The following is a 24,895-nucleotide window of genomic DNA, read 5'->3' on the forward strand; positions in this document are numbered from 1 at the left end:
GTTTTGGTCGATTTTTGACCACTCCAGACACAACTAAGCCCGACCGAAGTCGGGCTGTAATGTCGCTTTCGGTTTTCAGCTGAGGCGACCAGCACCTACGTGATCAGAACCATCGGAAGCGACCTTGGCCGCACCCGTGTGATCAAAGCCGTCAGCAGCAACCTTGGCGGCACCGGTGTGATCAAAACCATCGGAAGCGAAAGAGGCTGAACCAGTGTGGTCGTAACCGTCGGAAGCGACAGCTGCTTCAGTGAAAGAAGCCGAGCCAGTGTGGTCGTAGCCATCGGCGGCGAAGGTGTTGGCGGCCAGGACGGAAAGGGTCAGGGCGAGGATCAGTTTGGTTTTCATGGTGGTATCTCCAGGTTCGTTGGCGTGTATGCCTTGTGTGGAATTCATCCTACGCCAACTATTTTGATTAAAAAGCGCAAATAAACGCTGAAAACAATCGTATTTATCGATGTGATGCTCGGCGCTTCATCTGCCTTTAAAGCGGGCGGATGGGTCGAGCCTTGATAAATAAGAGGGGGGCGGATCAGCCGTTAGAGCAGCCGTTGCCCATGACGCTGTAGCGCAGAATGTGCCGCTGACCTTTGGAGTCGTCGTATTCCATTTTGGCCGGAACCACTTCGCAGACATTCGGGATTTCGCTCATCGATATGACTTTGGCGATGTCCAGGTGGGTGGAGTAGGTGTATTCCTCGATGGCGGGTTGTTGCTGTGGGACATCAGTCGGGACCTCATCCGCCATGGCGGTTACGCACAGACTGCTGAGGACCAGAACCCATAAAGCTTTCATTTCAAATTTACCTTTCTGAGGTCGAATGGGGTCGCGCAATCATTTTTTGGATTGCGTGTGGAGCTTTAATAAAGAGTCTTGGATTAACTGCCTTCGTGGGGGCTGCAACTGGGTTAATCACGTTGCCTTGTTGGCGAGGCTGATTTTAGGCCTAGGGGTGGCGTGCATATAGCCGTGCTTTTGATAAACACTTTTGGCAGATTTGGTAACAATCCCCGAAAAGGTAAGGCATTCGTTTTACTGCGACGCATGACTTGTAGCAGCTGGCGAAGCCTGCGTTCGGCTGCGCAGCAGTCGTAAAATCAGCCAATGCGGTATGTCAGGTAAATCGCGTTTACCGAATTGCGACTGCTGCGCAGTCGAACGCAGGCTTCGCCAGCTGCTACAGGTCGCGTTGCAGGTATTGTCTGGGAGAGGCGTGGAAGTGGGGTTTTGGGGTATCCACGATAATTTGTAGGGGCTTGTTACTACCATCGTCGAATGGTTCTATAGGCCCGGCCCGGCTACAACTGGAGCCATACAAAAACAACTATTCCACCGAGGTAAGAAAGATGAGTGCGGCTTCTTTGTATCCCGTTCGTCCCGAGGTTCTAGCCAACACGCTGACTGACGAGGCCACCTATAAGGCCATGTACCAGCAGTCGGTCGTCAACCCGGACGGCTTCTGGCGTGAACAAGCCAAGCGCCTCGACTGGATCAAGCCTTTCACCACGGTGAAGCAGACGTCCTTCGATGATCACCACGTCGACATCAAATGGTTCGCCGACGGCACGCTGAACGTTTCCTACAACTGCCTCGACCGTCATCTGGCCGAGCGCGGCGATCAAATCGCGATTATTTGGGAAGGGGATGACCCTGCCGAAAGTCGCAACATTACTTACCGCGAGCTGCACGAACAAGTTTGCAAGTTCGCCAACGCCTTGCGCGGCCAGGATGTGCATCGCGGTGACGTGGTGACGATCTATATGCCGATGATCCCCGAAGCCGTGGTCGCCATGCTGGCCTGCACCCGGATCGGCGCGATTCACTCGGTGGTGTTTGGTGGTTTCTCGCCGGAAGCCCTGGCGGGTCGCATCATCGACTGCCGCTCGAAAGTGGTGATCACCGCTGACGAAGGCATTCGTGCCGGCAAGAAAATTCCGCTGAAGACCAACGTCGACGACGCGCTGACCAACCCGGAAACCAGCAGCATTCAGAAAGTCATCGTGTGCAAGCGCACCGGTGGCAACATCAAGTGGAACCAGCATCGCGACATCTGGTACGAAGACCTGATGAAAGTGGCGGGCAGTGTGTGCGCGCCGAAAGAGATGGGCGCCGAAGAAGCGCTGTTCATCCTTTATACCTCCGGTTCCACCGGCAAGCCGAAGGGCGTGCAGCACACCACTGGCGGTTACCTGCTGTATGCGGCGATGACCCACGAGCGCGTGTTCGACTACCGTCCGGGTGAAATCTACTGGTGCACCGCTGACGTCGGTTGGGTCACTGGCCACACTTATATCGTCTATGGCCCGCTGGCTAACGGCGCGACCACGCTGCTGTTCGAAGGCGTGCCGAACTACCCGGACATCACCCGGGTGGCGAAGATCGTCGACAAGCACAAGGTCAACATCCTCTACACCGCACCGACCGCGATCCGCGCAATGATGGCGTCGGGCACTGCCGCTGTAGAAGGCGCCGATGGCAGCAGCCTGCGTCTGTTGGGTTCGGTCGGTGAGCCGATTAACCCGGAAGCGTGGGATTGGTACTACAAGAATGTCGGTCAATCCCGTTGCCCGATCGTCGATACCTGGTGGCAGACCGAAACCGGCGCGACCCTGATGAGCCCGTTGCCGGGCGCTCATGGCCTGAAACCTGGCTCTGCGGCACGGCCGTTCTTCGGCGTGGTGCCGGCGCTGGTGGACAACCTGGGCAACATCATCGAAGGCGTTGCCGAGGGCAACCTGGTGATTCTGGATTCGTGGCCAGGCCAGGCGCGCACGCTGTATCGCGACCATGACCGCTTCGTCGATACCTACTTCAAGACCTTCCGTGGCATGTACTTCACCGGTGACGGTGCGCGTCGTGACGCAGACGGTTACTACTGGATCACCGGTCGCGTGGATGACGTGCTTAACGTATCCGGCCACCGCATGGGCACCGCCGAGATCGAAAGCGCGATGGTCGCTCACCCGAAAGTCGCCGAAGCGGCGGTGGTTGGTGTGCCGCATGACATCAAGGGCCAAGGCATTTATGTCTACGTCACGTTGAATGCTGGCGAAGAGCCGAGCGAACAGCTGCGCCTGGAACTGAAAAACTGGGTGCGCAAGGAAATCGGTCCGATTGCTTCGCCGGATGTCATCCAGTGGGCGCCGGGGCTGCCGAAAACCCGTTCGGGCAAGATCATGCGCCGGATTCTGCGCAAGATTGCGACGGCGGAATACGATGGGTTGGGGGATATTTCGACCCTGGCCGATCCGGGTGTAGTGCAGCATTTGATTGATACGCACAAGACCATGAACGTCGCGTAAGCGCCGATTTTTGAGTCATCGAAACCCCATCAGGTGTTGAGTCTGGTGGGGTTTTTTATTGGCTGATGGTTTGATCGTTCCCATGCTCTGCGTGGGAATGCCGCCATGGACGCTCCGCGTCCGCCGTTGACGCTGTGACGCAGAGCGTCACGGGATGCATTCCCACGCGGAGCGTGGGAACGATCAGCGGGAGTGCCAATAATTATCGGTGTCCGCCGTAGGCCCATTCCCACTGTTACCCATCACTCTTCAAGTTACTGAATGTGTAACCGCCCGCCCGATAACGAGGCATTGGGAAACGCAAAGCCCCGTCACAGGGCCTCTAAACCCGCCATGAAAAATAAGACACCACGCTGCGCTTGCCGGATTAGAAGGGTTTGCCAATAATAGGCCCGCAATTTGCAATATAGATCGGTTCACTGTCTTTTGCTCTTGCATGAAATTGCAAGGCTGTCAACGCGTTCAAGCGGCTTTCTCGGTGCATCTGTAATTTGTTGTCGCATTGAAGAAATATCGGCTTCGGGCCTGTCGTTAGAATGCCGATCACTCGCTCGTCGTTGCCTGTGTTGAAATCAGCGCACGGTTCCTAGGACGCAGCACCGCTTTGCGGTTTAACCCATTCGCATATTGGGCTGTTGCTCACTCTGCCGTTTTTGCCCTTTACCGATGGAGTCCCAAGATGAAGAAACTTGTGCTGCTTGGCGCCCTGGCGCTGTCCGTGCTGTCCCTGCCGACCTTCGCCGATGACAAGCCCGTAAAAATCGGTATCGAAGCAGCTTACCCTCCGTTCGCCTCCAAGGCGCCGGATGGCAGCATCGTGGGTTTCGACTACGACATCGGCAATGCCCTGTGCGAAGAGATGAAGGTCAAGTGCGTGTGGGTCGAGCAAGAGTTCGACGGCCTGATCCCGGCACTCAAGGTGCGCAAGATCGACGCGATCCTGTCGTCCATGTCCATCACCGAAGACCGCAAGAAGTCCGTGGACTTCACCAACAAGTACTACAACACCCCGGCTCGCCTGGTCATGAAGGCCGGCACTCAGGTCAGCGAAAGCCTGGCTGAGTTGAAGGGCAAGAATATCGGCGTGCAACGTGGTTCGATCCACGAGCGTTTCGCCCGCGAAGTCCTGGCTCCGCTGGGTGCCGAGATCAAGCCTTACGGTTCACAGAACGAAATCTACCTCGACGTGGCCGCTGGTCGCCTCGACGGCACCGTGGCAGACGCTACCCTGCTGGATGACGGTTTCCTGAAAACCGACGCCGGCAAAGGTTTCGCCTTCGTTGGCCCGGCCTTCACCGACGTCAAATACTTTGGCGACGGCGTGGGTATCGCGGTTCGCAAGGGCGACGCGCTGAAAGACAAGATCAACACCGCGATCGCGGCTATTCGCGAGAACGGCAAGTACAAGCAAATCCAGGACAAGTACTTCGCCTTCGATATCTACGGCAAGTAATCGTCCCCGCAACACCTGCGAAATGGCGCAAGCAACAGGATCTCTGAGGTTTGCGCCATTTTTTCATCCCAACTTTCGAGGACCTGAATCATGTTGAAAGGCTACGGGGCTGTCATCCTCGATGGCGCATGGCTGACGCTTCAGCTCGCCTTGTCGTCCATGGTCCTGGCCATTGTTCTGGGTCTGATCGGCGTTGCGCTGCGTCTGTCCCCGATACGCTGGCTGGCCTGGCTGGGCGACCTGTACTCCACGGTGATCCGCGGTATTCCCGATCTGGTGCTGATCCTGCTGATTTTCTACGGCGGCCAGGACCTGCTCAACCGTGTCGCGCCGATGCTCGGTTATGACGACTACATCGACCTGAACCCGTTGGCCGCCGGTATCGGCACCCTGGGCTTCATCTTCGGTGCGTACCTGTCGGAAACTTTCCGTGGTGCCTTCATGGCAATCCCGAAGGGGCAGGCCGAAGCCGGCATGGCGTACGGCATGAGCAGTTTTCAGGTGTTCTTCCGGGTGTTGGTGCCGCAGATGATTCGTCTGGCGATTCCGGGTTTTACCAACAACTGGCTGGTATTGACCAAGGCAACCGCGCTGATTTCGGTGGTCGGTCTGCAAGACATGATGTTCAAGGCCAAGCAGGCGGCAGACGCTACCCGCGAGCCTTTCACCTTCTTCCTCGCAGTGGCGGCGATGTACCTGGTGATTACCAGCGTCTCGTTGCTGGCATTGCGTCACCTTGAGAAGCGCTACTCGGTAGGCGTAAGGGCGGCTGATCTATGATCTTCGACTACAACGTCATTTGGGAGGCCTTGCCGCTGTACTTCGGCGGCTTGGTGACCACCCTCAAACTGCTCGCGCTGTCGCTGTTCTTCGGTCTGCTGGCGGCACTGCCGCTGGGGCTGATGCGCGTCTCCAAGCAGCCGATCGTCAACATGAGTGCCTGGCTGTTCACCTACGTGATCCGCGGCACGCCGATGCTGGTGCAGCTGTTTTTGATCTACTACGGTCTGGCGCAATTCGAAGCGGTGCGTGAAAGCTTCCTCTGGCCATGGCTGTCCAGCGCTACGTTCTGTGCGTGCCTGGCCTTCGCTATCAACACCAGCGCCTACACCGCTGAAATCATCGCCGGCAGCCTGCGCGCCACGCCGAACGGCGAGATCGAAGCGGCCAAGGCCATGGGCATGTCGCGGGTCAAAATGTACAAGCGGATTCTGCTGCCATCGGCCCTGCGCCGGGCACTGCCGCAGTACAGCAACGAAGTGATCATGATGCTGCAGACCACCAGTCTGGCATCCATCGTGACCCTGATCGACATCACCGGTGCCGCGCGCACGGTCAACGCTCAGTTCTACTTGCCGTTTGAAGCCTACATCACCGCCGGCGTGTTCTACCTGTGCCTGACCTTCATTCTGGTGCGCCTGTTCAAAATGGCCGAGCTGCGTTGGCTGGGCTATCTGGCCCCACGGAAGCACTGATATGGAACGCATCGATCATGCTTTGCCATGGAGTCACCTGGGCAGCGAACGCCGGATTTCGGTGTTCCGCTTCGGCGCTGGCGAGCGCAAGGCCTACATCCAGGCCAGCCTGCACGCCGATGAACTGCCGGGGATGCGCACGGCCTGGGAGCTGAAAAAGCGCCTGACCGAGCTCGAAGCCCAGGGTTTGCTGAACGGTGTGATCGAACTGGTGCCGGTGGCCAATCCACTGGGCCTGGGTCAACTGCTTCAGGGTAATCATCAGGGGCGATTCGAGGCCGGCAGCGGCAAGAATTTCAACCGCGATTTCGTCGAGCTGAGCGAGCCCGTGGCCGCTGAGCTGCAAGGGCATCTGGGTGACGATCCTCACGCCAATGTCCGTTTGATTCGTGAAACCATGAGCGATGTGCTGGCTGCCTTGCCGCCTGCCGCGAGTCAGTTGCAAGGCATGCAGCGCATCTTGCTCAGCCATGCCTGCACTGCCGACGTGGTGCTGGATTTGCACTGCGATTGCGAAGCGGCGCTGCACATGTACGCCTTGCCGCAGCACTGGCCGCATTGGCGTTCACTGGCTGCACACTTGAACGTCAAGGTCGGTCTGCTGGCGGAAGACTCCGGCGGCAGCTCCTTTGATGAAGCCTGTTCGCTGCCTTGGCTGCGTTTGTCGCGTCTGTTTCCGGATGCCCAGATTCCACTGGCCTGCCTGGCGACGACCATCGAGTTGGGTGGCCAGTCCGATACCGGTCGCCCAGAGGCGGTGGCTCACGCCGAAGGCATTCTGGCGTTCCTCGCCGAGCAAGGCTTGATCAGCGGCGAATGGCCAAAACCTGCGCAAGACGCTTGCGAAGGCCTGCCGTTCGAAGGCACTGAATTGCTGTTCGCGCCGCATCCGGGCGTGGTGAGTTTTCTGCGTAAACCCGGTGAGTGGGTTGAAGCGGGCGACGAGATTTTTGAAGTGATCGATCCGTTATCGGATCGGGTCAGCACGGTGTGTGCTGGTACGTCCGGGGTGCTGTTTGCCATTGAACGGCTGCGTTATGCCCAACCCGGTTTCTGGCTGGCCAAGGTGGCGGGGCGCGAAGCGCTGCGTCACGGGCGCTTGCTCAACGACTGACTGACTGTTTTTGTGAGAACCGACCGCATGTACAAACTTGAAGTCCAAGACCTGCATAAACGCTATGGCAGTCACGAAGTGCTCAAGGGTGTGTCCCTGAAAGCGGCGGCTGGCGATGTGATCAGCATCATCGGCTCCAGTGGCTCCGGCAAAAGTACTTTCCTGCGCTGCATCAACCTGCTCGAGCAGCCGCACGCCGGCAAGATTCTGCTCAACAACGAAGAGCTGAAGCTGGTCGCCAACAAGGACGGCGCGCTGAAAGCCGCCGACCCGAAACAGCTGCAACGCATGCGTTCGCGCCTGTCGATGGTATTCCAGCATTTCAACCTGTGGTCACACATGACTGCGATGGAAAACATCATGGAAGCGCCGGTCCACGTGCTCGGCATGTCCAAGACCGAAGCCCGCGAGAAGGCCGAACACTACCTGAACAAGGTCGGTGTTGCTCATCGCAAAGATGCTTACCCTGGCCACATGTCCGGCGGCGAGCAGCAGCGTGTGGCGATTGCCCGTGCGCTGGCGATGGAGCCTGAGGTGATGCTGTTCGACGAACCGACTTCGGCCCTCGACCCTGAGTTGGTTGGTGACGTGCTGAAAGTCATGCAGGCCCTGGCGCAGGAAGGCCGGACCATGGTGGTGGTGACGCACGAAATGGGCTTTGCCCGTGAAGTGTCGAACCAGTTGGTGTTCCTGCACAAAGGCGTCGTCGAAGAAAGCGGCAACCCGCGTGAAGTGCTGGTCAATCCGCAGTCCGAACGTCTGCAACAATTCCTCTCGGGGAGCCTGAAGTAAACCGAACTCCCGTTGCGCACCGGGATAGTGCATGCTTCGCAATCTAGAGGCTGGCCCCAATCCCTTGTGGGAGCGGGCTTGCTCGCGAAAGCGGTGTATCAGTCAACATCGTAGCTGTCTGAACCACCGCTTTCGCGAGCAAGCCCGCTCCCACATTTTTGATTTCTGCCGGTTTCGAGATTTGCGTTCATTTACGGGCTAGCATTGGCCCATGCCTTCATCACTGTTTTCGTTTCGGATTGCCCGCCATGACTGCCCATCGAATTGGTTTCCTGATTTGGCCCAGCACTAAAGCTCTGACGCTTGCGCTGGCTGAGGAGGCCTTGCGTGTTGCCCAGCGTGTGCATCCGGACGTTGTTTACGAACTGTCGTTTTTGCAGGCCGAACCATCGACCGAAGGTGCCTGGCAATTGCCGGGTGAACCCTGGGCCGGCAAGCTCGAAAACTTCCAGAAACTGTTCCTGCTCGCCGACGAGCCACCGACCTCGCTCGCGCCAGCGCTCAGCAGTGGGTTGAAACAACTGGTGCGCGCCGGGTGTGTAATCGGCGGGTTGTCGGCCGGTGTTTACCCGTTGGCGCAGTTGGGTTTGCTCGACGGTTATCGCGCGGCCGTGCATTGGCGTTGGCAAGACGATTTCGCCGAGCGTTTCCCGAAGGTGATTGCCACCAGTCATCTGTTCGACTGGGATCGCGATCGCTTGACCGCGTGCGGCGGGATGTCGGTGCTCGATTTGCTGCTGGCGGTGCTGGCCCGCGATCACGGCGCCGAACTGGCCGGTGCGGTGTCGGAAGAACTGGTGGTCGAACGCATCCGTGAGGGCGGCGAGCGCCAGCGCATTCCATTGCAGAACCGCTTGGGTTCCAGTCACCCGAAGCTCACCCAAGCGGTGTTGCTGATGGAAGCCAACATCGAAGAACCCCTGACCACCGACGAAATCGCCCAGCACGTGTGCGTATCGCGTCGGCAGTTGGAGCGGATCTTCAAGCAATACCTCAACCGTGTGCCGAGCCAGTATTACCTGGAATTGCGCCTGAACAAGGCCCGGCAGATGTTGATGCAAACCAGCAAGTCGATCATCCAGATCGGCCTGTCGTGTGGCTTTTCTTCGGGGCCGCATTTCTCCAGCGCCTACCGCAACTTCTTCGGCGCCACGCCGCGGGAAGATCGCAACCAGCGGCGCAGCAGCAGCCCGTTCGAGTTGTCGTCGGTGCCGTCCGAGCGCGGTTGAATCTGCGCCAGGCTGCACTAGAACCAGGCGTTGATTATTCGTCAACCTCTGAGTTTCCAGAGGACGACACCTCCATTTGCGCGTTATCGATGATTTCATCAAGCCCGAAGTCAACGTTGTTCAACCTGAAATAATCAAAGAGTCGTCGAAGGCTGTCTTCGGACAACGGATTCCCTCTCAGGTTGAGGCTTTCGCCAATTTCCATTGGCAGCTCCAGAATGTCGCTGGGTATCTCAATGATCGCGTTTGCGCTCAGATCAACCACGTCCAGAAACTCGAGTTGCAGCAGCCCTGGGGGAAACTCAGTGATGCCGGTGTTGTTTAACAGCAGTACGGCAAGCTCGGGCATCTGACTGACATCGGGTGTCAGCCCCAATGGGTTATTGCTCAGCTCCAGATAGTCAAGGCGCTCCATTTGCGCCAGTTCGAGCAGGGTTTGCGTGGTCAATGTGAGTTGACACCGGGTCAGGGCCAATGCTGTCAGATCGCCCATCCTGAAAACGGCGTCGGGGATTTCGTTCAGTGTGTATTCGCGGATGGTCAGGCTTTTGAGGCGGGGGAAGCATTCCAGAAAACGCCCGGCCCCTGAGGTCATGCCGGCATTACTGTGCAAATAGAGCAGTGTGACGTGACTGAAGTCGGCACTCAGCACCGGCAGGTTGCCGGTGATGTTGATGGTCAGCGTCAAATCATAGGTGGGCGTCAGTGTCGCATTGAAGCCATCCACATTGGTTTCATGGCGCCAGCAACGCTCCAGAATCCGTTTGGTTTCAATTCGGTTCAACTCTTCGAGTACCCGCTCCACGTCTGTCAGGGCTTGGCCAGAAACCGGGTGGTGGGTGGGAATGTCCTGGGTCCAGATTTCCAGGGTGGTCCTCAGCGTTTCGAACTCGCCTTCCAGGCGTGTCAGCTCTGTTTGGCCCTCTTGCAGTGTGCCAGGCAGGCGATAAATGAAATCGCTGGCTCGCTCTTGATCCAGTCGCGGATAGAGTCGTTGTAATCGTCGGATATCCGCCTGTTCAGCAAAGACACCGAAGTCAAGGCCGGTCTTGACGAAGTAGCGCTTGATGCGTTCGCGGTCTGCTGCGCAAATCGGGTTACCGCCCAGGTCAAAGCCATTCTGTATGTCCGGTGGCAATTCGAAGAGGGCGGCAGGCAGTTCCGGGATTCGATTGTCATTGAGCAGGGCGGTTCGAAGGTGGGGGCGCGTCAGCAAACCGGTGGGAATGCTGGAGATGCCGGTCCCTGCCACATCGATGTAATCCAGATCGGGCATGTTTTCGACGTTGGGGAGTAACCCCAGCGGATTTTGATACAGCTCCAGTGTTGTCAGCTCGCTCAGTGCAGCGAGTGTCGCCTGGCTCTGCGGGGTGAGGGTGAGCGCACAGTCGCTGATAATCAGTTCGTTGAGGTGCGGCCATTGGGTGATGGCGTCCGGGATATTGCCAAGGTTGAAATTGCGCAGGGCCAAACGATGCAGTCCGGAGAAGCGCTTCAAGAATCCATTCACGCCCCCAGTGGCTCGATGGCCGGTCAATGAGAGGTTGCTCACGTGAGTGAAATCGGCGCTCAGCACCGGGAGTTCGCCCAAAATCGGCCGGGAAAAAATAAAATCGACGTGCCAGGTGTCGGTCAGGGGGTGGGAGGCCTGCCGACGCCAGCAGTCGATCAGCTGGTTCATGAACCGCCTGCGATTGCGTTGTTGTGTGGAGAACTGGTTGGCGACGATTCTGACATCGGTATCCGGGATATACAGCGGGATATCGCCGGTCCAGAGTTGCAGTTCATCGACGAGCCTTTCGTGTTCGCCGATCAGTCGCGTCAATTCTGCTCGCGGTCCGCTCGGATGCAGTTGTAGCCGTTCGACGTACGCTTGCAGTTCTTCGGCCGAAAGATGGGGGAACAGGCTATGGGCTCTGGCTTGTAACGTCGGTGGCTGGCTCGGCATCCGCCGATAGCCTTCGGAGCCACCCAGCAGGCGCATCACTGATGGGTCGTAAGTGGGTTTGAAGATGGGGTGATGCGATAGCAGTGCGCGCAACTCGTCGCGACTCAAGGCATGTTCGCGGATCGATTGTTTGAGTTTTTCACCTTCGCCGATATGGATCTTCAACGCGCTACGCTCGATGTCGGGGAATGCCTGCAGCATGCTGGTATACAAGTCGCTGACGGAATTGAGTGCCTGGCCTGTTTCGTCATAAGCCTGAAACGGGCCTTCTTCGGTCATGACCAGGACTTTGCGCAGCGACGCATCTACGTTGCCGACGCTATCGATCAGTTGTCCCTCATAGCTGTACTGCCGTAGTTCGATGCGCAGTTGCCCCGACCAGCCCGGTAAACGTTCGAGCGAGTGCAGGGCCAGTCGCTGTGTGTCGAGGTTATCGGCGGTCGACTTAAGCTCAAGGCCTTCGTAGGCGCGTGTCACCCGTGTTTGCAAAGCGGCCTCACGGCTCAGGTCCGCCAGTCGTTCGGGCAATGTTCCCTGTTTGAGTTGTTGCAGTTCCTGATCGCTCGCCGTGTCGAGCACCGCTTCTGCGAAGCTCGTCGGCAGGCCGGGTTCGGCGTTGATGATGGTGTGGGCTGGTGCGCGAGCGCCGCGTTCGAGTTTGCGGTAGCGATAATCGAACAAGGCGGCTCTTTTGCGTTCGACAATCTCAGCCAGCGTGCGACGCAGTGTGCGAGTGCGGGTGTCGAGACGGGTGACGGAGGCTCCGAATTCTTCCCCCATCAGCGTTTTTATTTCGGCTTCATCCAGTGTCAGAAGAAGCGTTTTGAGCAAGTCGCCGTCGTTCAGTTGTGTGACATCGATTTGCAGGTCCGGTACCGCGGAGCCGGGGCTTTGCCAGAGGGTTTGAGCCTTTTCATCAATCAGGCGCAGGCCTTTGCGCTCGGGCCAGTAGCCGTTTTCGTGGAGTAATTCCAGCTGTGTCACGGGGTCGGCCTTGAGGAAGTCTTCAGGACGGTCGCTGTTCATCTGTTCGATAAAGGTTTGAATGTCCTGTTCGATCCTGAACCGTTTGAGGGTGTCGGCAAGCATGGGTGGCAGCCGTTCGACATCCGTGTGCATCTTGCGCAGCGTGTTTTCATCGTCGCCGCTGATCGTGAGCATGCGCTCACGTTCGATGGCGGAAAAACGTTCCATGTCGGGACCGATACGGCGCAACAGCGTGGCCTGATCCCATTCCAGCGGTTGCTCCAGCTCAGTCTGCCAGGCACCTTCGCCATTGTGTTTGAGCACTGGTTTATAGGCGTCGGGGCGAGTCGGGTGGTCGATGCGGTGCTGGCCGGTTTGCGAGTCCTCGATCACGGCATAGAGTTTGTCTTCCAGCCTCAACAGGGATTTGCCCTGATGGTTGTGCAGCCCGCGTTCGTCGGTTGGCGAACCCTTGGGCAGTTCTGCGCGTTGTTCGAACGGCGCCAGATCGGGCTTCCAGTAGCGGGTTTCGCCATTCGGTGTCTTGACCGGTTTGAAACGGTCAATGAACTCAACGACTTCTCGAGGCAGGACTGAACGAAACTCCCCCACGACGAGGGTGCCTCCTACCGCAAAGGTGCCCAGCTGTACCGCGGACTGAACCGTCTCCATGAAATGTTCGAGCGCTTCATCTGTCAGGCCTTCTGCCCAGTCGACGATGCCTTCGAAGGTCTCGTCGAGCAATTGATATGCCACGTAGCCCAGCATCAGTTCGCCGAGGAACGGCACGAACGGCAGGGCGACAAAGGCTGCGATGTTCAACAGCGCCGAGGCAATTTCTGTGAAGGAGTCCCATAACGCCCATCGGACTTTTTGGTCGACCAGGGCAGTGGATACTGCGATGACCCGTGCATCGTTGAGGATCTTGTCCAGTTTGCGCTGGTAGAGATGAGTCCACAGATCGCCCTGGATCGGCACTGCTGCCATTTGCAGGTTGACGCGCTGGTCTGGATTTTCTCTCCACGTGGGGCGCGAATCGCCAGGTTGAAGCGGTTGCCAGGTGATGGGGGTGAGGCGATTGTTCAACTGAGCGAAAAAGTGCCCGCGATCCTCATGGTCGATAAAGCGACTGAAGAATTGTTGATAGTCATGATTGCGCAAACGCTGGATCAGTTCCTGGGCGAATGCGCCGGTGGAGGAATACTCCTTGATCGGGTGTTCGGGATCGTCGGGAATATAGGCCACTACCCGAACCGTTTCGTGCGAACGCTCCAGATCCGGGGCAAACAGCACGATACCGGTCAGGTTGGCGTTCATGATTGTCAGTTCATGGCAGCCCCACTCCTGGCCGCGCAGGCGCAAGTGTTGCAAGCCATCCAATAAGCCAAGGATCAGTTGATGAACAGCACCGCCAAGCTTGTTTTGCATGTACGCCATTTGCAGGGCGGCGGTGAGTGCCGCTTTCTGGCTGTTGCGAACTTTGGATTGCATGACCGCCGTCGCCACCGGATTGCGCAGGCCCAGGTTTTCTTCGAGGTACTCTTTGTAGCGCTCGCCAATATCCAGTTCCCGGCACAATCGGGTAAATGCAGCGATGGGCATTTTTTGCAGGATATGCGGCAGTTGTTTGAATTGCCCGGTGGAAGAAGGCGGGGTGATATAGGTGGACGCGGATTCAAAGGCCTGGTCTGTCGTCTCGCTGCTTTCAAAATTGTGCAGGGCGGCATCCAGCAGCGACACGGTCCAGATGCGTGCTGCCCCGGATTTCAATCGCAGCCAGGGAATGCGGGCAGGAATATAAAGACGCAAAAAGGTATGGCTGACATCCAGTTCCAGCCCAAAGCGTTTCTTGATCTCGGCTGCAAGTATTGGTTCGGCAAAGGTGCTGGCGTTTTGTAGGCGCGCCAAGGCCCGATCGACACGGTTTTGCGCCTCCCAATGCCGTGCATTGAGTTTGCCCAGTTCGACGTGCTGTGCCCTGGAGGCTGCTTTGAGTTCAGCGGGTAGCTGCGGTTTGACCTTCAGCAAGGCTTCGCGCTTTTGTGCGTTCGCCTGCATCAGCCAGGAAGGAATGACGCTCATCAGGTGCTGATAGTGCGCATCCGGCCTGAAAGATGGCATCGAAGCGTCTGGGTGTTCGGTGTTCATGTTCATGGAAGAGGTCGTCTGGGTTCGAAAGACCTCTAGAAAAACCCATCAGCCTGAACGGCGTGCGGTACATATTTACCGCCATCGGCAACACCGCATCAGATAGAACTGAGCACGCCTGCCGCAAACCCCGCCAGCAGTTTAAACTGCGCCTTTGCGACGCTATTTGTCGCATTGCCGTAAACCCGGGCAAAACCTGTGTTTGCGCTATAAGAAGTTGTCGCTTGGCGGCAAGGCCGGGCGGAAAACTGTCCTTACAATCCCCTCATCGCTCGCCAGTTTCAGGCGAGTGTTCCTTTTCAGGAGACTCCGATGTCCGTTGAGCACGCTGCGGTAGAACGCGCCGATTTCGACCAGGTAATGGTTCCCAACTACGCGCCAGCCGCTTTCATTCCTGTGCGTGGTGCCGGTTCCCGTGTTTGGGACCAGTCTGGCCGCGAGCTGATCGACTTCGCCGGCGGGATTGCCGTTAACGTATTGGGCCATGCGCACCCGGCGCTGGTCGCTGCATTGACCGAGCAAGCGAACAAGCTGTGGCACGTGTCCAACGTGTTCACCAATGAGCCGGCCTTGCGCCTGGCCCATAAGCTGGTCGACGCCACTTTTGCCGAGCGCGTGTTCTTCTGCAACTCTGGCGCTGAAGCCAACGAGGCCGCTTTCAAGCTGGCCCGTCGTGTGGCCCATGACCGTTTCGGTACCGAGAAGTACGAAATCGTTGCCGCGCTCAACAGCTTCCACGGCCGTACCCTGTTCACCGTGAACGTCGGTGGCCAGTCGAAGTACTCCGACGGCTTCGGTCCGAAGATCACCGGCATCACCCACGTGCCTTACAACGATCTGGCCGCGCTCAAAGCTGCTGTTTCCGACAAGACTTGCGCGGTGGTTCTGGAGCCGATCCAGGGCGAAGGCGGCGTACTGCCGGCCGAGCTGTCTTACCTGCAAGGCGCCCGTGAGCTGTGCGATGCGCATAACGCGCTGCTGGTGTTCGACGAAGTCCAGACCGGCATGGGCCGCAGCGGCAAGCTGTTCGCCTACCAGCATTACGGCGTGACCCCGGACATCCTGACCAGCGCCAAGAGCCTGGGCGGCGGTTTCCCGATCGCAGCGATGCTGACCACCGAAGACCTGGCCAAACACCTGGTCGTCGGCACCCACGGCACCACGTATGGCGGCAACCCGCTGGCGTGCGCGGTCGCTGAAGCGGTGATCGATGTGATCAACACGCCCGAAGTGCTGAATGGCGTTAATGCCAAGCACGACAAGTTCAAGACCCGTCTTGAGCAGATCGGCGAGAAGTATGGCCTGTTCACTGAAGTCCGCGGTCTGGGCCTGCTGCTCGGTTGCGTGCTGAGCGATGCCTGGAAAGGCAAGGCCAAAGACATCTTCAACGCCGCCGAGCGTGAAGGCCTGATGATTCTGCAAGCCGGCCCGGACGTGATTCGTTTCGCCCCAAGCCTGGTGGTTGAAGACGCCGATATCGATGCCGGTCTGGACCGTTTCGAGCGCGCCGCGGCGAAGCTGACGCAAGCCTGATAGACCTTTCGACGCCTGACTGTTCAGGCGTCGTACCGAATTTTTGTACCGGGCCGGATCAAATGTGGGAGCGGGCTTGCTCGCGAAAGCGGTGGGTCAGACAGCAACGATGTTGACTGATGCACCGCTTTCGCGAGCAAGCCCGCTCCCACACTGATCTCTGTGTCTGCAATGACTTCCCGGTTATTTTCCTCATAGAGTTTTTCGAGAAAAGGAGTGACACCATGCTGGTGATGCGCCCCGCGCAAATGGCTGATCTGGGCGAGGTACAGCGTCTGGCTGCGGACAGCCCGATTGGTGTCACTTCCTTGCCGGATGACGTTGAACGCCTGAGCGACAAGATCGCCGCAAGCGAAGCTTCGTTCGCCGCTGAAGTCAGCTTCAACGGCGAAGAGAGCTATTTCTTCGTCCTCGAAGACACGGCCACTGGCAAGCTGGTCGGCTGTTCGGCCATCGTTGCCTCGGCCGGTTATTCCGAGCCGTTCTACAGTTTTCGTAATGAAACCTTCGTCCACGCCTCCCGTGAGCTGAAGATTCACAACAAGATCCACGTGCTCTCCCAGTGCCACGACCTGACCGGTAACAGCTTGCTGACCAGTTTCTACGTGAAGCCGGAGTTGGTGGGATCGCCTTGGGCTGAGCTCAATTCCCGTGGTCGCCTGTTGTTCGTGGCCAGCCATCCGGAGCGCTTTGCCGATTCGGTGGTGACCGAGATCGTCGGTTACAGCGACGAACATGGTGATTCGCCGTTCTGGGATGCCATCGGTCGCAACTTCTTCGACCTCAACTACGCCGAAGCCGAGCGTCTGTGTGGCCTGAAAAGCCGCACGTTCCTGGCCGAGCTGATGCCGCATTACCCGATCTACGTGCCGTTGCTGCCGGATTCCGCTCAAGAGGCGATGGGCCAGGTGCACCCACGGGCGCAGATCACTTTCGACATCCTGATGCGCGAAGGCTTCGAGACGGATCACTACATCGACATTTTCGACGGTGGCCCGACGCTGCATGCCCGCGTCTCGGGGATCCGTTCGATCGCCCAGAGCCGTGTTGTGCCGGTGAAAATCGGCGAGCCGGTCAAAGGCGCGGGTCGTCAGTATCTGGTGGCTAACGCCCAGTTGCAGGATTACCGCGCTGTTTTGCTTGAGCTCGATTACGCGCCGGGCAAACCCGTAACCCTGGATCTTGAAGCGGCCGAAGCCCTGGGTGTCGGTGAAGGTGCCAGCGTGCGCCTGGTGGCGGTTTAACGCCTGCTGCTATGCCTATAAAGAGTGAATGCTTAGTAAAGCAGCGAGTTTCACGGGTGGCTCAAGCGGCCCGTTTGAGGAGATAGCATGATTGTTCGTCCCGTACGCAGCAGCGATTTACCCGCCCTGATCGACCTGGCCCGCAGCACCGGTACCGGCCTGACCACCTTGCCGGCCAACGAAGAACGTCTGGCTCATCGGGTCGGCTGGGCCGAGAAGACCTTCCGCGGCGAAGCCGGGCGCGGTGATGCGGACTACCTGTTCGTACTCGAAGACGACAATGGCCGCGTGGTGGGTATTTCCGCCATCGCCGGTGCCGTCGGCCTGCGTGAGCCTTGGTACAACTTCCGGGTCGGCCTGACGGTCAGCGCCTCCCAAGAGCTGAACATCTACCGCGAAATCCCGACGCTGTTCCTGGCCAACGATCTGACCGGTAACTCTGAGCTGTGCTCGTTGTTCCTGCATGCCGATTTCCGCAGTGGCCTGAACGGCCGCATGTTGGCCAAGGCGCGGATGCTGTTCATCGCCGAGTTCCCGCAGCTGTTCGGCAACAAGATCATCGCCGAAATGCGCGGTGTGTCTGATGAGGCCGGGCGTTCGCCGTTCTGGGAAAGCCTGGGTCGGCATTTCTTCAAGATGGAATTCAGCCAGGCCGATTACCTCACCGGCGTGGGCAACAAGGCGTTCATCGCCGAACTGATGCCGAAATTCCCGCTGTACACCTGCTTCCTGTCGCCAGATGCGCGCAACGTGATCGGCCAGGTTCACCCGGACACCGAGCCGGCGCTGTCGATGCTCAAGAGCGAAGGTTTCAGCTATCAAGGCTACGTCGACATCTTTGATGCCGGCCCTGCGGTGGAATGCGAAACCACCAAGATCCGCGCGGTGCGCGACAGTCAGGCGCTGGTGCTGGCCATCGGCACTCCGGGTGACGACGCCACTCCGTTCCTGATTCATAACCGCAAGCGCGAAGACTGCCGGATCACTGCCGCACCAGCACGCTTCGCCGCCGGCACTTTGGTGGTCGATCCGCTGACCGCCAAACGTCTTCAACTCAACGCCGGCGATCAAGTACGCGCCGTTCCGTTGTCCGCTGCTCGGGAGTCGAAATAATGAATTCGCTATACATCGCCGGTGAATGGCTGGCTGGTCAGGGTGAAAGCTTTCAATCGGTAAACCCGGTGACCCAGCAAGTGCTGTGGGCTGGCGAAGGCGCCACGGCCGGTCAGGTCGAGTCGGCTGTGCAAGCTGCGCGTCAAGCGTTCCCGGGTTGGGCTCGCCGTACCCTGGAAGAGCGCATCAGCGTGCTGGAAGCCTTTGCCGCTGCGTTGAAGAATCACGCTGACGAGCTGGCTCGCACCATCGGTGAAGAAACCGGTAAACCCCTGTGGGAAGCGGCGACTGAAGTCACCAGCATGGTCAACAAGATTGCCATCTCGGTGCAGAGCTATCGCGAACGTACCGGCGAGAAGAGCGGCCCATTGGGTGACGCCACTGCGGTATTGCGCCACAAACCGCACGGTGTGGTGGCGGTGTTTGGTCCTTACAACTTTCCCGGTCACTTGCCAAACGGTCACATCGTGCCGGCGCTGCTGGCCGGGAACAGCGTGCTGTTCAAGCCGAGTGAGCTGACCCCGAAAGTGGCCGAGCTGACGGTCAAGTGCTGGATCGAAGCCGGTCTGCCGGCCGGTGTGCTGAACCTGCTGCAAGGCGCCCGCGAAACCGGTATCGCCCTGGCGGCGAACCCGGGCATCGACGGTCTGTTCTTCACCGGTTCCAGCCGTACCGGCAATCACCTGCATAAGCAGTTTTCCGGTCGTCCAGACAAGATCCTTGCGCTGGAAATGGGCGGTAACAACCCGCTGGTGGTGGATCAGGTCGCGGACCTCGATGCCGCTGTTTACACCATTATTCAGTCGGCCTTCATTTCTGCCGGTCAGCGTTGCACCTGTGCGCGCCGCTTGCTGGTGCCGCAAGGCGCGTGGGGCGATACGCTGCTGGCGCGTCTGGTGGCGGTCAGTTCGACGATTGAAGTCGGTGCGTTCGATCAGCAACCGGCGCCATTCATGGGCTCGGTGATTTCCCTCGGCGCTGCGAAAGCGCTGATGGATGCGCAAGAACATCTGCTGGCCAACGGCGCCGTGGCGCTGTTGGAAATGACTCAGCCCCAGGCCCAGGCAGCCTTGCTGACCCCAGGCATTCTGGACGTAACGGCGGTTGCCGATCGCCCGGACGAAGAGCTGTTCGGTCCGCTGCTGCAAGTGATCCGCTACGCTGATTTTGAAGCGGCGATCGCTGAAGCCAACGACACCGACTATGGCCTGGCGGCTGGTTTGCTGTCGGATTCCGAAGCACGTTATCAGCAGTTCTGGCTGGAAAGCCGGGCCGGTATCGTCAACTGGAACAAGCAGCTGACCGGTGCGGCGAGCAGCGCGCCATTCGGCGGTGTCGGTGCATCGGGTAACCATCGCGCCAGTGCCTATTACGCCGCAGATTATTGCGCGTACCCGGTGGCCTCGCTGGAAACCCCGAGCCTGACTTTGCCGACGTCGCTGACCCCAGGCGTGCGCATGTCGTAAGACCGACCCTTGTAGCAGCTGCCGAAGGCTGCGTTCGACTGCGAAGCAGTCGTAAATGGGTACACCGTGATTCTGGATCAGAATCGGGGATAGTTTAATTGCGGCTGCTGCGCAGCCGAACGCAGCCTTCGGCAGCTGCTACATAGACCGCATCCAGATGCCTATAACAACAGATTCTCGTGGAGCCTCGCTGATGAAATCCTATGAAGTCAATTTTGACGGTCTAGTGGGGCCGACCCATAACTACGGCGGCCTGTCCTACGGCAACGTCGCATCCCAGAGCAACAGCCAGCAGTCTTCGAACCCGAAGGAAGCCGCGCTGCAAGGCCTGGCGAAGATGAAAGCGCTGATGGAAATGGGCTTTCAACAAGGCGTTTTGGCGCCACAAGAACGTCCGGACGTCACCGCATTGCGCCGACTGGGTTTCAGCGGTACCGATGCTCAGGTGATCGAGCGCGCCGCCAAAGAGGCCATGCCGCTGCTGGTTGCCAGTTGCTCGGCGTCGAGCATGTGGGTGGCGAACGCCGCCACGGTCAGCCCGAGCGCCGACACCGCCGATGGCCGCGTGCATTTCACCGCCGCCAACCTCAACTGCAAATACCACCGCAGCATCGAACACCCGACCACCAGCCGCGTACTGGGGGCGATGTTCGCCGATCAGAAGCACTTTGCTCACCACGCCGCTTTGCCAGCCGTGGCGCAGTTCGGTGACGAAGGGGCGGCCAACCACACCCGTTTCTGCCGTGAATACGGTGAAGCTGGCGTCGAGTTTTTCGTGTTCGGTCGCAGCGCGTTCGACACCCGTTATCCGAATCCGCAGAAGTACCCGGCACGCCAGACGCTCGAAGCGTCCCAGGCTGTCGCGCGTCTGCACGGCCTGAGTGATGACGGCGTGGTCTATGCCCAGCAGAACCCTTCGGTGATCGATCAGGGCGTGTTCCATAACGACGTGATCGCAGTGGGTAACGGCGAGGTGCTGTTCTATCACGAGGACGCCTTCCTCGACACCGAGCAGATGCTGGCTGAACTGCAAGGCAAACTCGCAAAAGTCGGTGGGAAATTTCAGTCGATCTGCGTACCGCGTTCCGCGGTCACCGTGGAAGACGCGGTACGTTCCTACCTGTTCAATAGCCAGCTGCTGTCGCGTCCTGACGGCTCCATGCTATTGATCGTGCCGGAAGAATGCCGTGGCAACGAGCGTGTCTGGCAGTACCTGCAAGGCCTGACCAGTTCTGGCGGCCTGATCCGCGAAGTGAAAGTTTTCGATCTCAAGCAGAGCATGCAGAACGGCGGTGGCCCGGCTTGCCTGCGGTTGCGCGTCGCACTTAACGAAACCGAACTGGCGGCCGTCAACCAAGGGGTTATCATGACGGCACCGTTGTACGGCACATTGACCGAATGGGTCGACAAGCACTACCGCGACCGCATGACCGAAAACGATCTGGCGGACCCGCAATTGCTGCTTGAGTGCCGGACGGCACTGGATGAACTGACGCAAATCCTTAAACTGGGCGCGGTTTATCCATTCCAGATCAATTGAACGTCGAGAGCGTAAAACACATGAGCGATACCCTGCAGCTGATCCTTGAAGACACCGACGGCACGCAACTGGAAACTTCCTGCACCCGCGTCGCGGTCATGTGGCAAGGCAAAGAGCTGTGGATCCAGCAGGACGGCCGCGGCCAATTGCTGATCGGCGTAGACGTTGAAGAAGGTGACGCTGAATACGCCAACCTGCTGCTGCGCCCATTGGCGACTAATCTGGTAAGTTTGCAACTGGAGATGGAACCGGCCGACGTCGGTGATGATGAGGACCACGTACACGGCCCGGATTGCAATCACGACCACTAAGGAAACCGCTCTATGCTCGCCCTCGGCAAACTGCTTGAACTGACCCTCGCCGGCCGCGAACCGGCGGAGAAGACTCAACTGACTGTCGAAGGCGTGCGGATGCGCTGGTTGAGCGAAGGTGCGCTGGAAGTCCGGCCACCTGAAGCCCGCGACAATGGCCTGGACCTGCTGCTATCGGCCGGCATCCATGGCAACGAAACAGCGCCGATCGAATTGCTTGATCGCCTGTTGCATGACATCGCCCGCGGTGACTTGAAGCCGTGCGCACGTATTCTGTTTCTGTTCGGCAACCCCGAGGCTATTCGTCGCGGTGAGCGTTTCATCGAGCAGGACGTCAATCGGCTGTTCAACGGTCGGCACGAACAAACCAGTGGTTCCGAGGCCTTGCGCGCTTGTGAGCTGGAGCGGCTGGCGGCGACTTTCTTCAGCCTGCCGGACCGCAATCGCCTGCACTACGACCTGCACACGGCGATCCGTGGCTCGAAAATCGAGCAGTTCGCCCTGTACCCCTGGAAAGAAGGTCGTCAGCATTCACGTCAGGAACTGGCTCGCCTGCGCGCCGCCGGCATGGAAGCGGTGCTGTTGCAGAACAAACCCTCCATCGTCTTCAGCTCCTATACCTACGACAAGCTCGATGCCGAGTCCTTCACCCTGGAGTTGGGCAAGGCCCGGCCGTTCGGGCAGAACGACGGGGTCAACGTCGATCTTCTTGAAACCCGCCTGAAGCAGATCATCGAAGGCACCGAGCCGCCAATGACCGACGACGGACTGGATGGCTTGCAATTGTTCAGCGTCGCGCGGGAAGTCATCAAGCACAGCGATAGCTTCCGCCTGAACCTGCCGGCGGATATCGAGAACTTTTCAGAGTTGAAGGTGGGGTATGTACTGGCCGAGGATATCGCCAATACCCGCTGGGTCATCGAAGAGCAGGGCGCCCGGATCATCTTCCCCAACCCCAAGGTCAAGAACGGCCTGCGCGCCGGCATCCTGATCGTGCCGACCACCGACGAAAACCTCGCGTAGGCACAACACATGATCGTTCCCACGCTCCGCGTGGGAATGCAGCCCGGGACGCTCCGCGTCCCAATAGCGGACGCAGAGCGTCCATTGAGGCATTCCCACGCAGAGCGTGGGAACGATCATTCGACTAGACCGCTACCGCGCGAGGCTCACTACGACGCAACGCCCGCATCTTGTGCAGCGTATCCGCGCAAGTCTTCGCCGCTTCCTGGCCTTTGTGCACGAAATGCTCGAAGAAGAACTTCTGATGTTCTTCGCCGGCATGGAAGTGATGCGGGGTCAAAACCACCGAGAACACCGGCACTTCGGTTTCCAGCTGCACCTGCATCAGGCCGCTGATCACCGACTGGGCGACGAATTCGTGGCGATAGATGCCGCCGTCGACCACCAGGCCCGCCGCGACGATGCCGGCATAACGACCCGACTTGGCCAGCAGTTTGGCGTGCAGCGGGATTTCAAAGGCGCCGCCGACTTCGAAGAAATCGATGTCCGATTCCTGATAACCCTGAGCAATCATTTCGGCGACGAAGCCTTTACGGCTCTGATCGACGATTTCCTTGTGCCAGCAGGCCTGGATGAACGCGACGCGCTCGCCCTGATGGTTTTTGCTTTTGCTATCGATTGCGGTGGGTTGCATGTTCTGACTCCTGTTTGTGTGAAAAACAGGGCGTTATGAATCGAATGGGATTTAAGGGTACGCAGGCACAAGTGCCTGCGGACGGCGCTTTGGTACAGAGCCTAGGCGGCGCCAATCCCGTTCTCTCTTCATCCGGACTATGACCGTCGGCCCCGGGATCACACCGGGTCTGCTGACCTTGCCGCCATCACAGCCATTGCCGTGCTGCCGCCAAGCGCTCGCGGGCTATGCGCATTGCGCGCAATTACCGCCGGTGGGGAGTTACACCCCGCCCTGAGAACGTTTTGCCGCCAGATTGTTTGGCGGCGAAGCGTTTTTAACACATATTTTCGGCGCGCGCATAGGCAATGCCTGTCACGAAACCTGTGGGAGCGGGCTTGCTCGCGAATACGGACTCCCAGTCGACAATGATGTTGCCTGACACACCGCCTTCGCGAGCAAGCCCGCTCCCACATGGATTGCGCTTTTTCGAAGGCGTAATCAGTCTTTTCCTCGCGCAAGGCTTGATTATTTGTCGGCATGACCGCAGTAATTCCCTCCTGAAAAGGGATTTCCCCCTGCTTACCGAGGCCAGATTCATGAGCGTTATCGATCTTCGCAGCGACACCGTCACCCAACCGACCGCAGGGATGCTCGACGCGATGGCCAATGCAGCCACCGGTGACGACGTTTATGGCGAAGATCCGACGGTCAACCGTCTGGAAGCTGAACTGGCAAAACGACTGGGTTTTGCCCAGGGGCTATTTGTCCCGACGGGCACCATGAGCAACTTGCTCGGCCTGATGGCCCACTGCGATCGCGGTGACGAATACATTGTCGGACAACAGGCTCACACCTATAAGTACGAAGGGGGTGGCGCGGCAGTGCTCGGTTCGATCCAGCCGCAGCCGCTGGAAGTGCAAGCCGATGGTTCGCTGGACCTGACGCAGGTCGCCGCGGCAATTAAACCGGATGACTTCCACTTCGCCCGCACTCGTTTGCTGGCGCTGGAAAACACCATGCAGGGCAAGGTTCTGCCGCTGGAGTATCTGGCCCGGGCACGCCGTTTAACTCATGAAAATGGCCTGGCGCTGCATCTGGATGGCGCGCGGCTCTACAACGCGGCAGTCAAGCTGGGTGTCGATGCCCGAGAGATCACTCAGCATTTCGATTCGGTTTCGGTTTGCCTGTCCAAAGGTCTGGGTGCGCCGATCGGTTCGGTGCTGTGTGGCTCGGCCGAGTTGATCGCCAAGGCGCGGCGTCTGCGCAAAATGGTCGGCGGCGGCATGCGCCAGGCCGGGATTCTCGCCGCGGCGGGGCTTTATGCGCTGGATAACAATATTCAGCGCCTGGCCGACGACTATGCCAATGCGCACTATTTGGCCGACGGCCTGCGAGCAGCGGGCTATGAGGTCGAGCCGGTGCAGACCAACATGGTTTACGTGCAAATGGGCGACAAGGCCGAAGCGATCAAGGCTTTTGCCGCGACACGCGGGATCAAGCTCAGCGCTGCCGGTCGTCTGCGAATGGTCACGCACATGGACGTCAGTCGTGCGCAAATCGAGCAAGTCGTCGCCACATTTGCCGACTTTTCTCACAACTGACCGTGTTAGCCGTCCAATTG

At 58.8% G+C, this 24,895-nt stretch carries 19 protein-coding genes and 1 riboswitch; of the genes, 15 read left to right on the forward strand and 4 right to left on the reverse strand.

Annotated features, from left to right (window positions below; translation table 11 throughout):
• Positions 1-75 precede the first annotated feature (75 nt).
• The gene (locus IB250_RS13420) at positions 76-348 is read right to left on the reverse strand and encodes a hypothetical protein (protein WP_192344424.1); all 273 of its coding nucleotides are present in this window, start codon (positions 346-348) and stop codon (positions 76-78) included.
• A 184-nt stretch (positions 349-532) separates the two neighbouring features.
• Positions 533-796: a DUF2790 domain-containing protein gene (locus IB250_RS13425; protein WP_192344425.1), complete on the reverse strand. Its 264-nt coding sequence runs from the start codon at positions 794-796 to the stop codon at positions 533-535.
• Between the two features lie 551 nt (positions 797-1,347).
• On the opposite strand from IB250_RS13425, the gene acs reads away from it, so the two are divergent.
• The 7 genes from acs to argR all read left to right on the forward strand — a co-directional run bounded on the left by acs (position 1,348) and on the right by argR (position 9,366).
• The gene (acs, locus tag IB250_RS13430) at positions 1,348-3,303 is read left to right on the forward strand and encodes an acetate--CoA ligase (RefSeq protein ID WP_123495815.1); all 1,956 of its coding nucleotides are present in this window, start codon (positions 1,348-1,350) and stop codon (positions 3,301-3,303) included.
• Positions 3,304-3,982: 679 nt separating this feature from the next.
• Positions 3,983-4,756 (forward strand): ABC transporter substrate-binding protein, encoded by a 774-nt coding sequence (locus tag IB250_RS13435; protein ID WP_192344426.1) that lies wholly within the window; start codon positions 3,983-3,985, stop codon positions 4,754-4,756.
• A gap of 90 nt (positions 4,757-4,846) precedes the next feature.
• Positions 4,847-5,536 carry an ABC transporter permease gene (locus IB250_RS13440; RefSeq protein WP_007904805.1) on the forward strand — a complete coding sequence of 230 codons (690 nt, stop codon included), beginning with the start codon at positions 4,847-4,849 and terminating at the stop codon, positions 5,534-5,536.
• Positions 5,533-6,231, forward strand: a complete 699-nt coding sequence (locus IB250_RS13445) for an ABC transporter permease (protein ID WP_192344427.1) — start codon at positions 5,533-5,535, stop codon at positions 6,229-6,231. Before IB250_RS13440 ends, IB250_RS13445 begins: the two co-directional genes overlap by 4 nt.
• A gap of 1 nt (position 6,232) precedes the next feature.
• On the forward strand, positions 6,233-7,345 hold the full coding sequence (locus IB250_RS13450; RefSeq protein ID WP_192344428.1) for a M14 family metallopeptidase: 1,113 nt from the start codon (positions 6,233-6,235) through the stop codon (positions 7,343-7,345).
• Between the two features lie 27 nt (positions 7,346-7,372).
• Complete coding sequence (locus IB250_RS13455) at positions 7,373-8,137, forward strand: ABC transporter ATP-binding protein (protein WP_007904680.1); 765 nt, start codon at positions 7,373-7,375, stop codon at positions 8,135-8,137.
• Between the two features lie 248 nt (positions 8,138-8,385).
• Positions 8,386-9,366 (forward strand): transcriptional regulator ArgR, encoded by a 981-nt coding sequence (gene argR / locus IB250_RS13460; protein WP_192344429.1) that lies wholly within the window; start codon positions 8,386-8,388, stop codon positions 9,364-9,366.
• Between the two features lie 34 nt (positions 9,367-9,400).
• On the opposite strand, the gene IB250_RS13465 is transcribed toward argR, so the two are convergent.
• Positions 9,401-14,434, reverse strand: a complete 5,034-nt coding sequence (locus IB250_RS13465; protein ID WP_192344430.1) for a leucine-rich repeat domain-containing protein — start codon at positions 14,432-14,434, stop codon at positions 9,401-9,403.
• Between the two features lie 306 nt (positions 14,435-14,740).
• Between IB250_RS13465 and IB250_RS13470 the strand changes: the two genes are divergently transcribed.
• From IB250_RS13470 to astE, 7 genes are all read left to right on the forward strand, one after another.
• Entirely contained in the window at positions 14,741-15,961 is a 1,221-nt protein-coding gene (locus tag IB250_RS13470; protein WP_007904683.1) for an aspartate aminotransferase family protein, read from the forward strand.
• A gap of 224 nt (positions 15,962-16,185) precedes the next feature.
• Entirely contained in the window at positions 16,186-17,205 is a 1,020-nt protein-coding gene (gene aruF / locus IB250_RS13475) for an arginine/ornithine succinyltransferase subunit alpha (RefSeq protein ID WP_192344431.1), read from the forward strand.
• A gap of 87 nt (positions 17,206-17,292) precedes the next feature.
• Entirely contained in the window at positions 17,293-18,318 is a 1,026-nt protein-coding gene (gene astA, locus IB250_RS13480) for an arginine N-succinyltransferase (RefSeq protein WP_123495822.1), read from the forward strand.
• Positions 18,315-19,784: a succinylglutamate-semialdehyde dehydrogenase gene (astD, locus tag IB250_RS13485; protein WP_192344450.1), complete on the forward strand. Its 1,470-nt coding sequence runs from the start codon at positions 18,315-18,317 to the stop codon at positions 19,782-19,784. The genes astA and astD overlap by 4 nt, the downstream gene beginning before the upstream one ends.
• A 193-nt stretch (positions 19,785-19,977) precedes the next feature.
• The gene (gene astB / locus IB250_RS13490; protein ID WP_192344432.1) at positions 19,978-21,324 is read left to right on the forward strand and encodes an N-succinylarginine dihydrolase; all 1,347 of its coding nucleotides are present in this window, start codon (positions 19,978-19,980) and stop codon (positions 21,322-21,324) included.
• A gap of 20 nt (positions 21,325-21,344) precedes the next feature.
• On the forward strand, positions 21,345-21,635 hold the full coding sequence (locus tag IB250_RS13495; protein ID WP_007904718.1) for a hypothetical protein: 291 nt from the start codon (positions 21,345-21,347) through the stop codon (positions 21,633-21,635).
• A 12-nt stretch (positions 21,636-21,647) separates the two neighbouring features.
• The gene (gene astE, locus IB250_RS13500; protein ID WP_192344433.1) at positions 21,648-22,658 is read left to right on the forward strand and encodes a succinylglutamate desuccinylase; all 1,011 of its coding nucleotides are present in this window, start codon (positions 21,648-21,650) and stop codon (positions 22,656-22,658) included.
• A 124-nt stretch (positions 22,659-22,782) separates the two neighbouring features.
• Here the strand turns inward: astE and IB250_RS13505 are convergent, their stop codons facing one another.
• Positions 22,783-23,292, reverse strand: coding sequence for a 6,7-dimethyl-8-ribityllumazine synthase (locus tag IB250_RS13505; protein ID WP_008071834.1), 510 nt, complete (start codon positions 23,290-23,292; stop codon positions 22,783-22,785).
• A gap of 115 nt (positions 23,293-23,407) precedes the next feature.
• A riboswitch (FMN riboswitch) is annotated at positions 23,408-23,577 on the reverse strand.
• 293 nt (positions 23,578-23,870) lie between these two features.
• Between IB250_RS13505 and ltaE the strand changes: the two genes are divergently transcribed.
• Positions 23,871-24,875, forward strand: a complete 1,005-nt coding sequence (ltaE, locus tag IB250_RS13510; protein ID WP_192344434.1) for a low-specificity L-threonine aldolase — start codon at positions 23,871-23,873, stop codon at positions 24,873-24,875.
• Positions 24,876-24,895: the final 20 nt, after the last annotated feature.

Source organism: Pseudomonas sp. PDM09 (genome assembly GCF_014852305.1).
Lineage (GTDB): Bacteria > Pseudomonadota > Gammaproteobacteria > Pseudomonadales > Pseudomonadaceae > Aquipseudomonas.

What these genes read in the sequence shown, in the direction of transcription:
- IB250_RS13420 (WP_192344424.1), bottom strand. Translation starts at nt 348, where the DNA reads ATGAAAACCAAACTGATCCTCGCCCTGACCCTTTCCGTCCTGGCCGCC.
- IB250_RS13445 (WP_192344427.1), top strand. Translation starts at nt 5,533, where the DNA reads ATGATCTTCGACTACAACGTCATTTGGGAGGCCTTGCCGCTGTACTTC.
- astB (WP_192344432.1), top strand. Translation starts at nt 19,978, where the DNA reads ATGAAATCCTATGAAGTCAATTTTGACGGTCTAGTGGGGCCGACCCAT.
- IB250_RS13440 (WP_007904805.1), top strand. Translation starts at nt 4,847, where the DNA reads ATGTTGAAAGGCTACGGGGCTGTCATCCTCGATGGCGCATGGCTGACG.
- IB250_RS13450 (WP_192344428.1), top strand. Translation starts at nt 6,233, where the DNA reads ATGGAACGCATCGATCATGCTTTGCCATGGAGTCACCTGGGCAGCGAA.
- argR (WP_192344429.1), top strand. Translation starts at nt 8,386, where the DNA reads ATGACTGCCCATCGAATTGGTTTCCTGATTTGGCCCAGCACTAAAGCT.
- IB250_RS13425 (WP_192344425.1), bottom strand. Translation starts at nt 796, where the DNA reads ATGAAAGCTTTATGGGTTCTGGTCCTCAGCAGTCTGTGCGTAACCGCC.
- acs (WP_123495815.1), top strand. Translation starts at nt 1,348, where the DNA reads ATGAGTGCGGCTTCTTTGTATCCCGTTCGTCCCGAGGTTCTAGCCAAC.
- IB250_RS13495 (WP_007904718.1), top strand. Translation starts at nt 21,345, where the DNA reads ATGAGCGATACCCTGCAGCTGATCCTTGAAGACACCGACGGCACGCAA.
- IB250_RS13455 (WP_007904680.1), top strand. Translation starts at nt 7,373, where the DNA reads ATGTACAAACTTGAAGTCCAAGACCTGCATAAACGCTATGGCAGTCAC.
- ltaE (WP_192344434.1), top strand. Translation starts at nt 23,871, where the DNA reads ATGAGCGTTATCGATCTTCGCAGCGACACCGTCACCCAACCGACCGCA.
- IB250_RS13435 (WP_192344426.1), top strand. Translation starts at nt 3,983, where the DNA reads ATGAAGAAACTTGTGCTGCTTGGCGCCCTGGCGCTGTCCGTGCTGTCC.
- IB250_RS13465 (WP_192344430.1), bottom strand. Translation starts at nt 14,434, where the DNA reads ATGAACATGAACACCGAACACCCAGACGCTTCGATGCCATCTTTCAGG.
- IB250_RS13470 (WP_007904683.1), top strand. Translation starts at nt 14,741, where the DNA reads ATGTCCGTTGAGCACGCTGCGGTAGAACGCGCCGATTTCGACCAGGTA.
- aruF (WP_192344431.1), top strand. Translation starts at nt 16,186, where the DNA reads ATGCTGGTGATGCGCCCCGCGCAAATGGCTGATCTGGGCGAGGTACAG.
- astA (WP_123495822.1), top strand. Translation starts at nt 17,293, where the DNA reads ATGATTGTTCGTCCCGTACGCAGCAGCGATTTACCCGCCCTGATCGAC.
- IB250_RS13505 (WP_008071834.1), bottom strand. Translation starts at nt 23,292, where the DNA reads ATGCAACCCACCGCAATCGATAGCAAAAGCAAAAACCATCAGGGCGAG.
- astE (WP_192344433.1), top strand. Translation starts at nt 21,648, where the DNA reads ATGCTCGCCCTCGGCAAACTGCTTGAACTGACCCTCGCCGGCCGCGAA.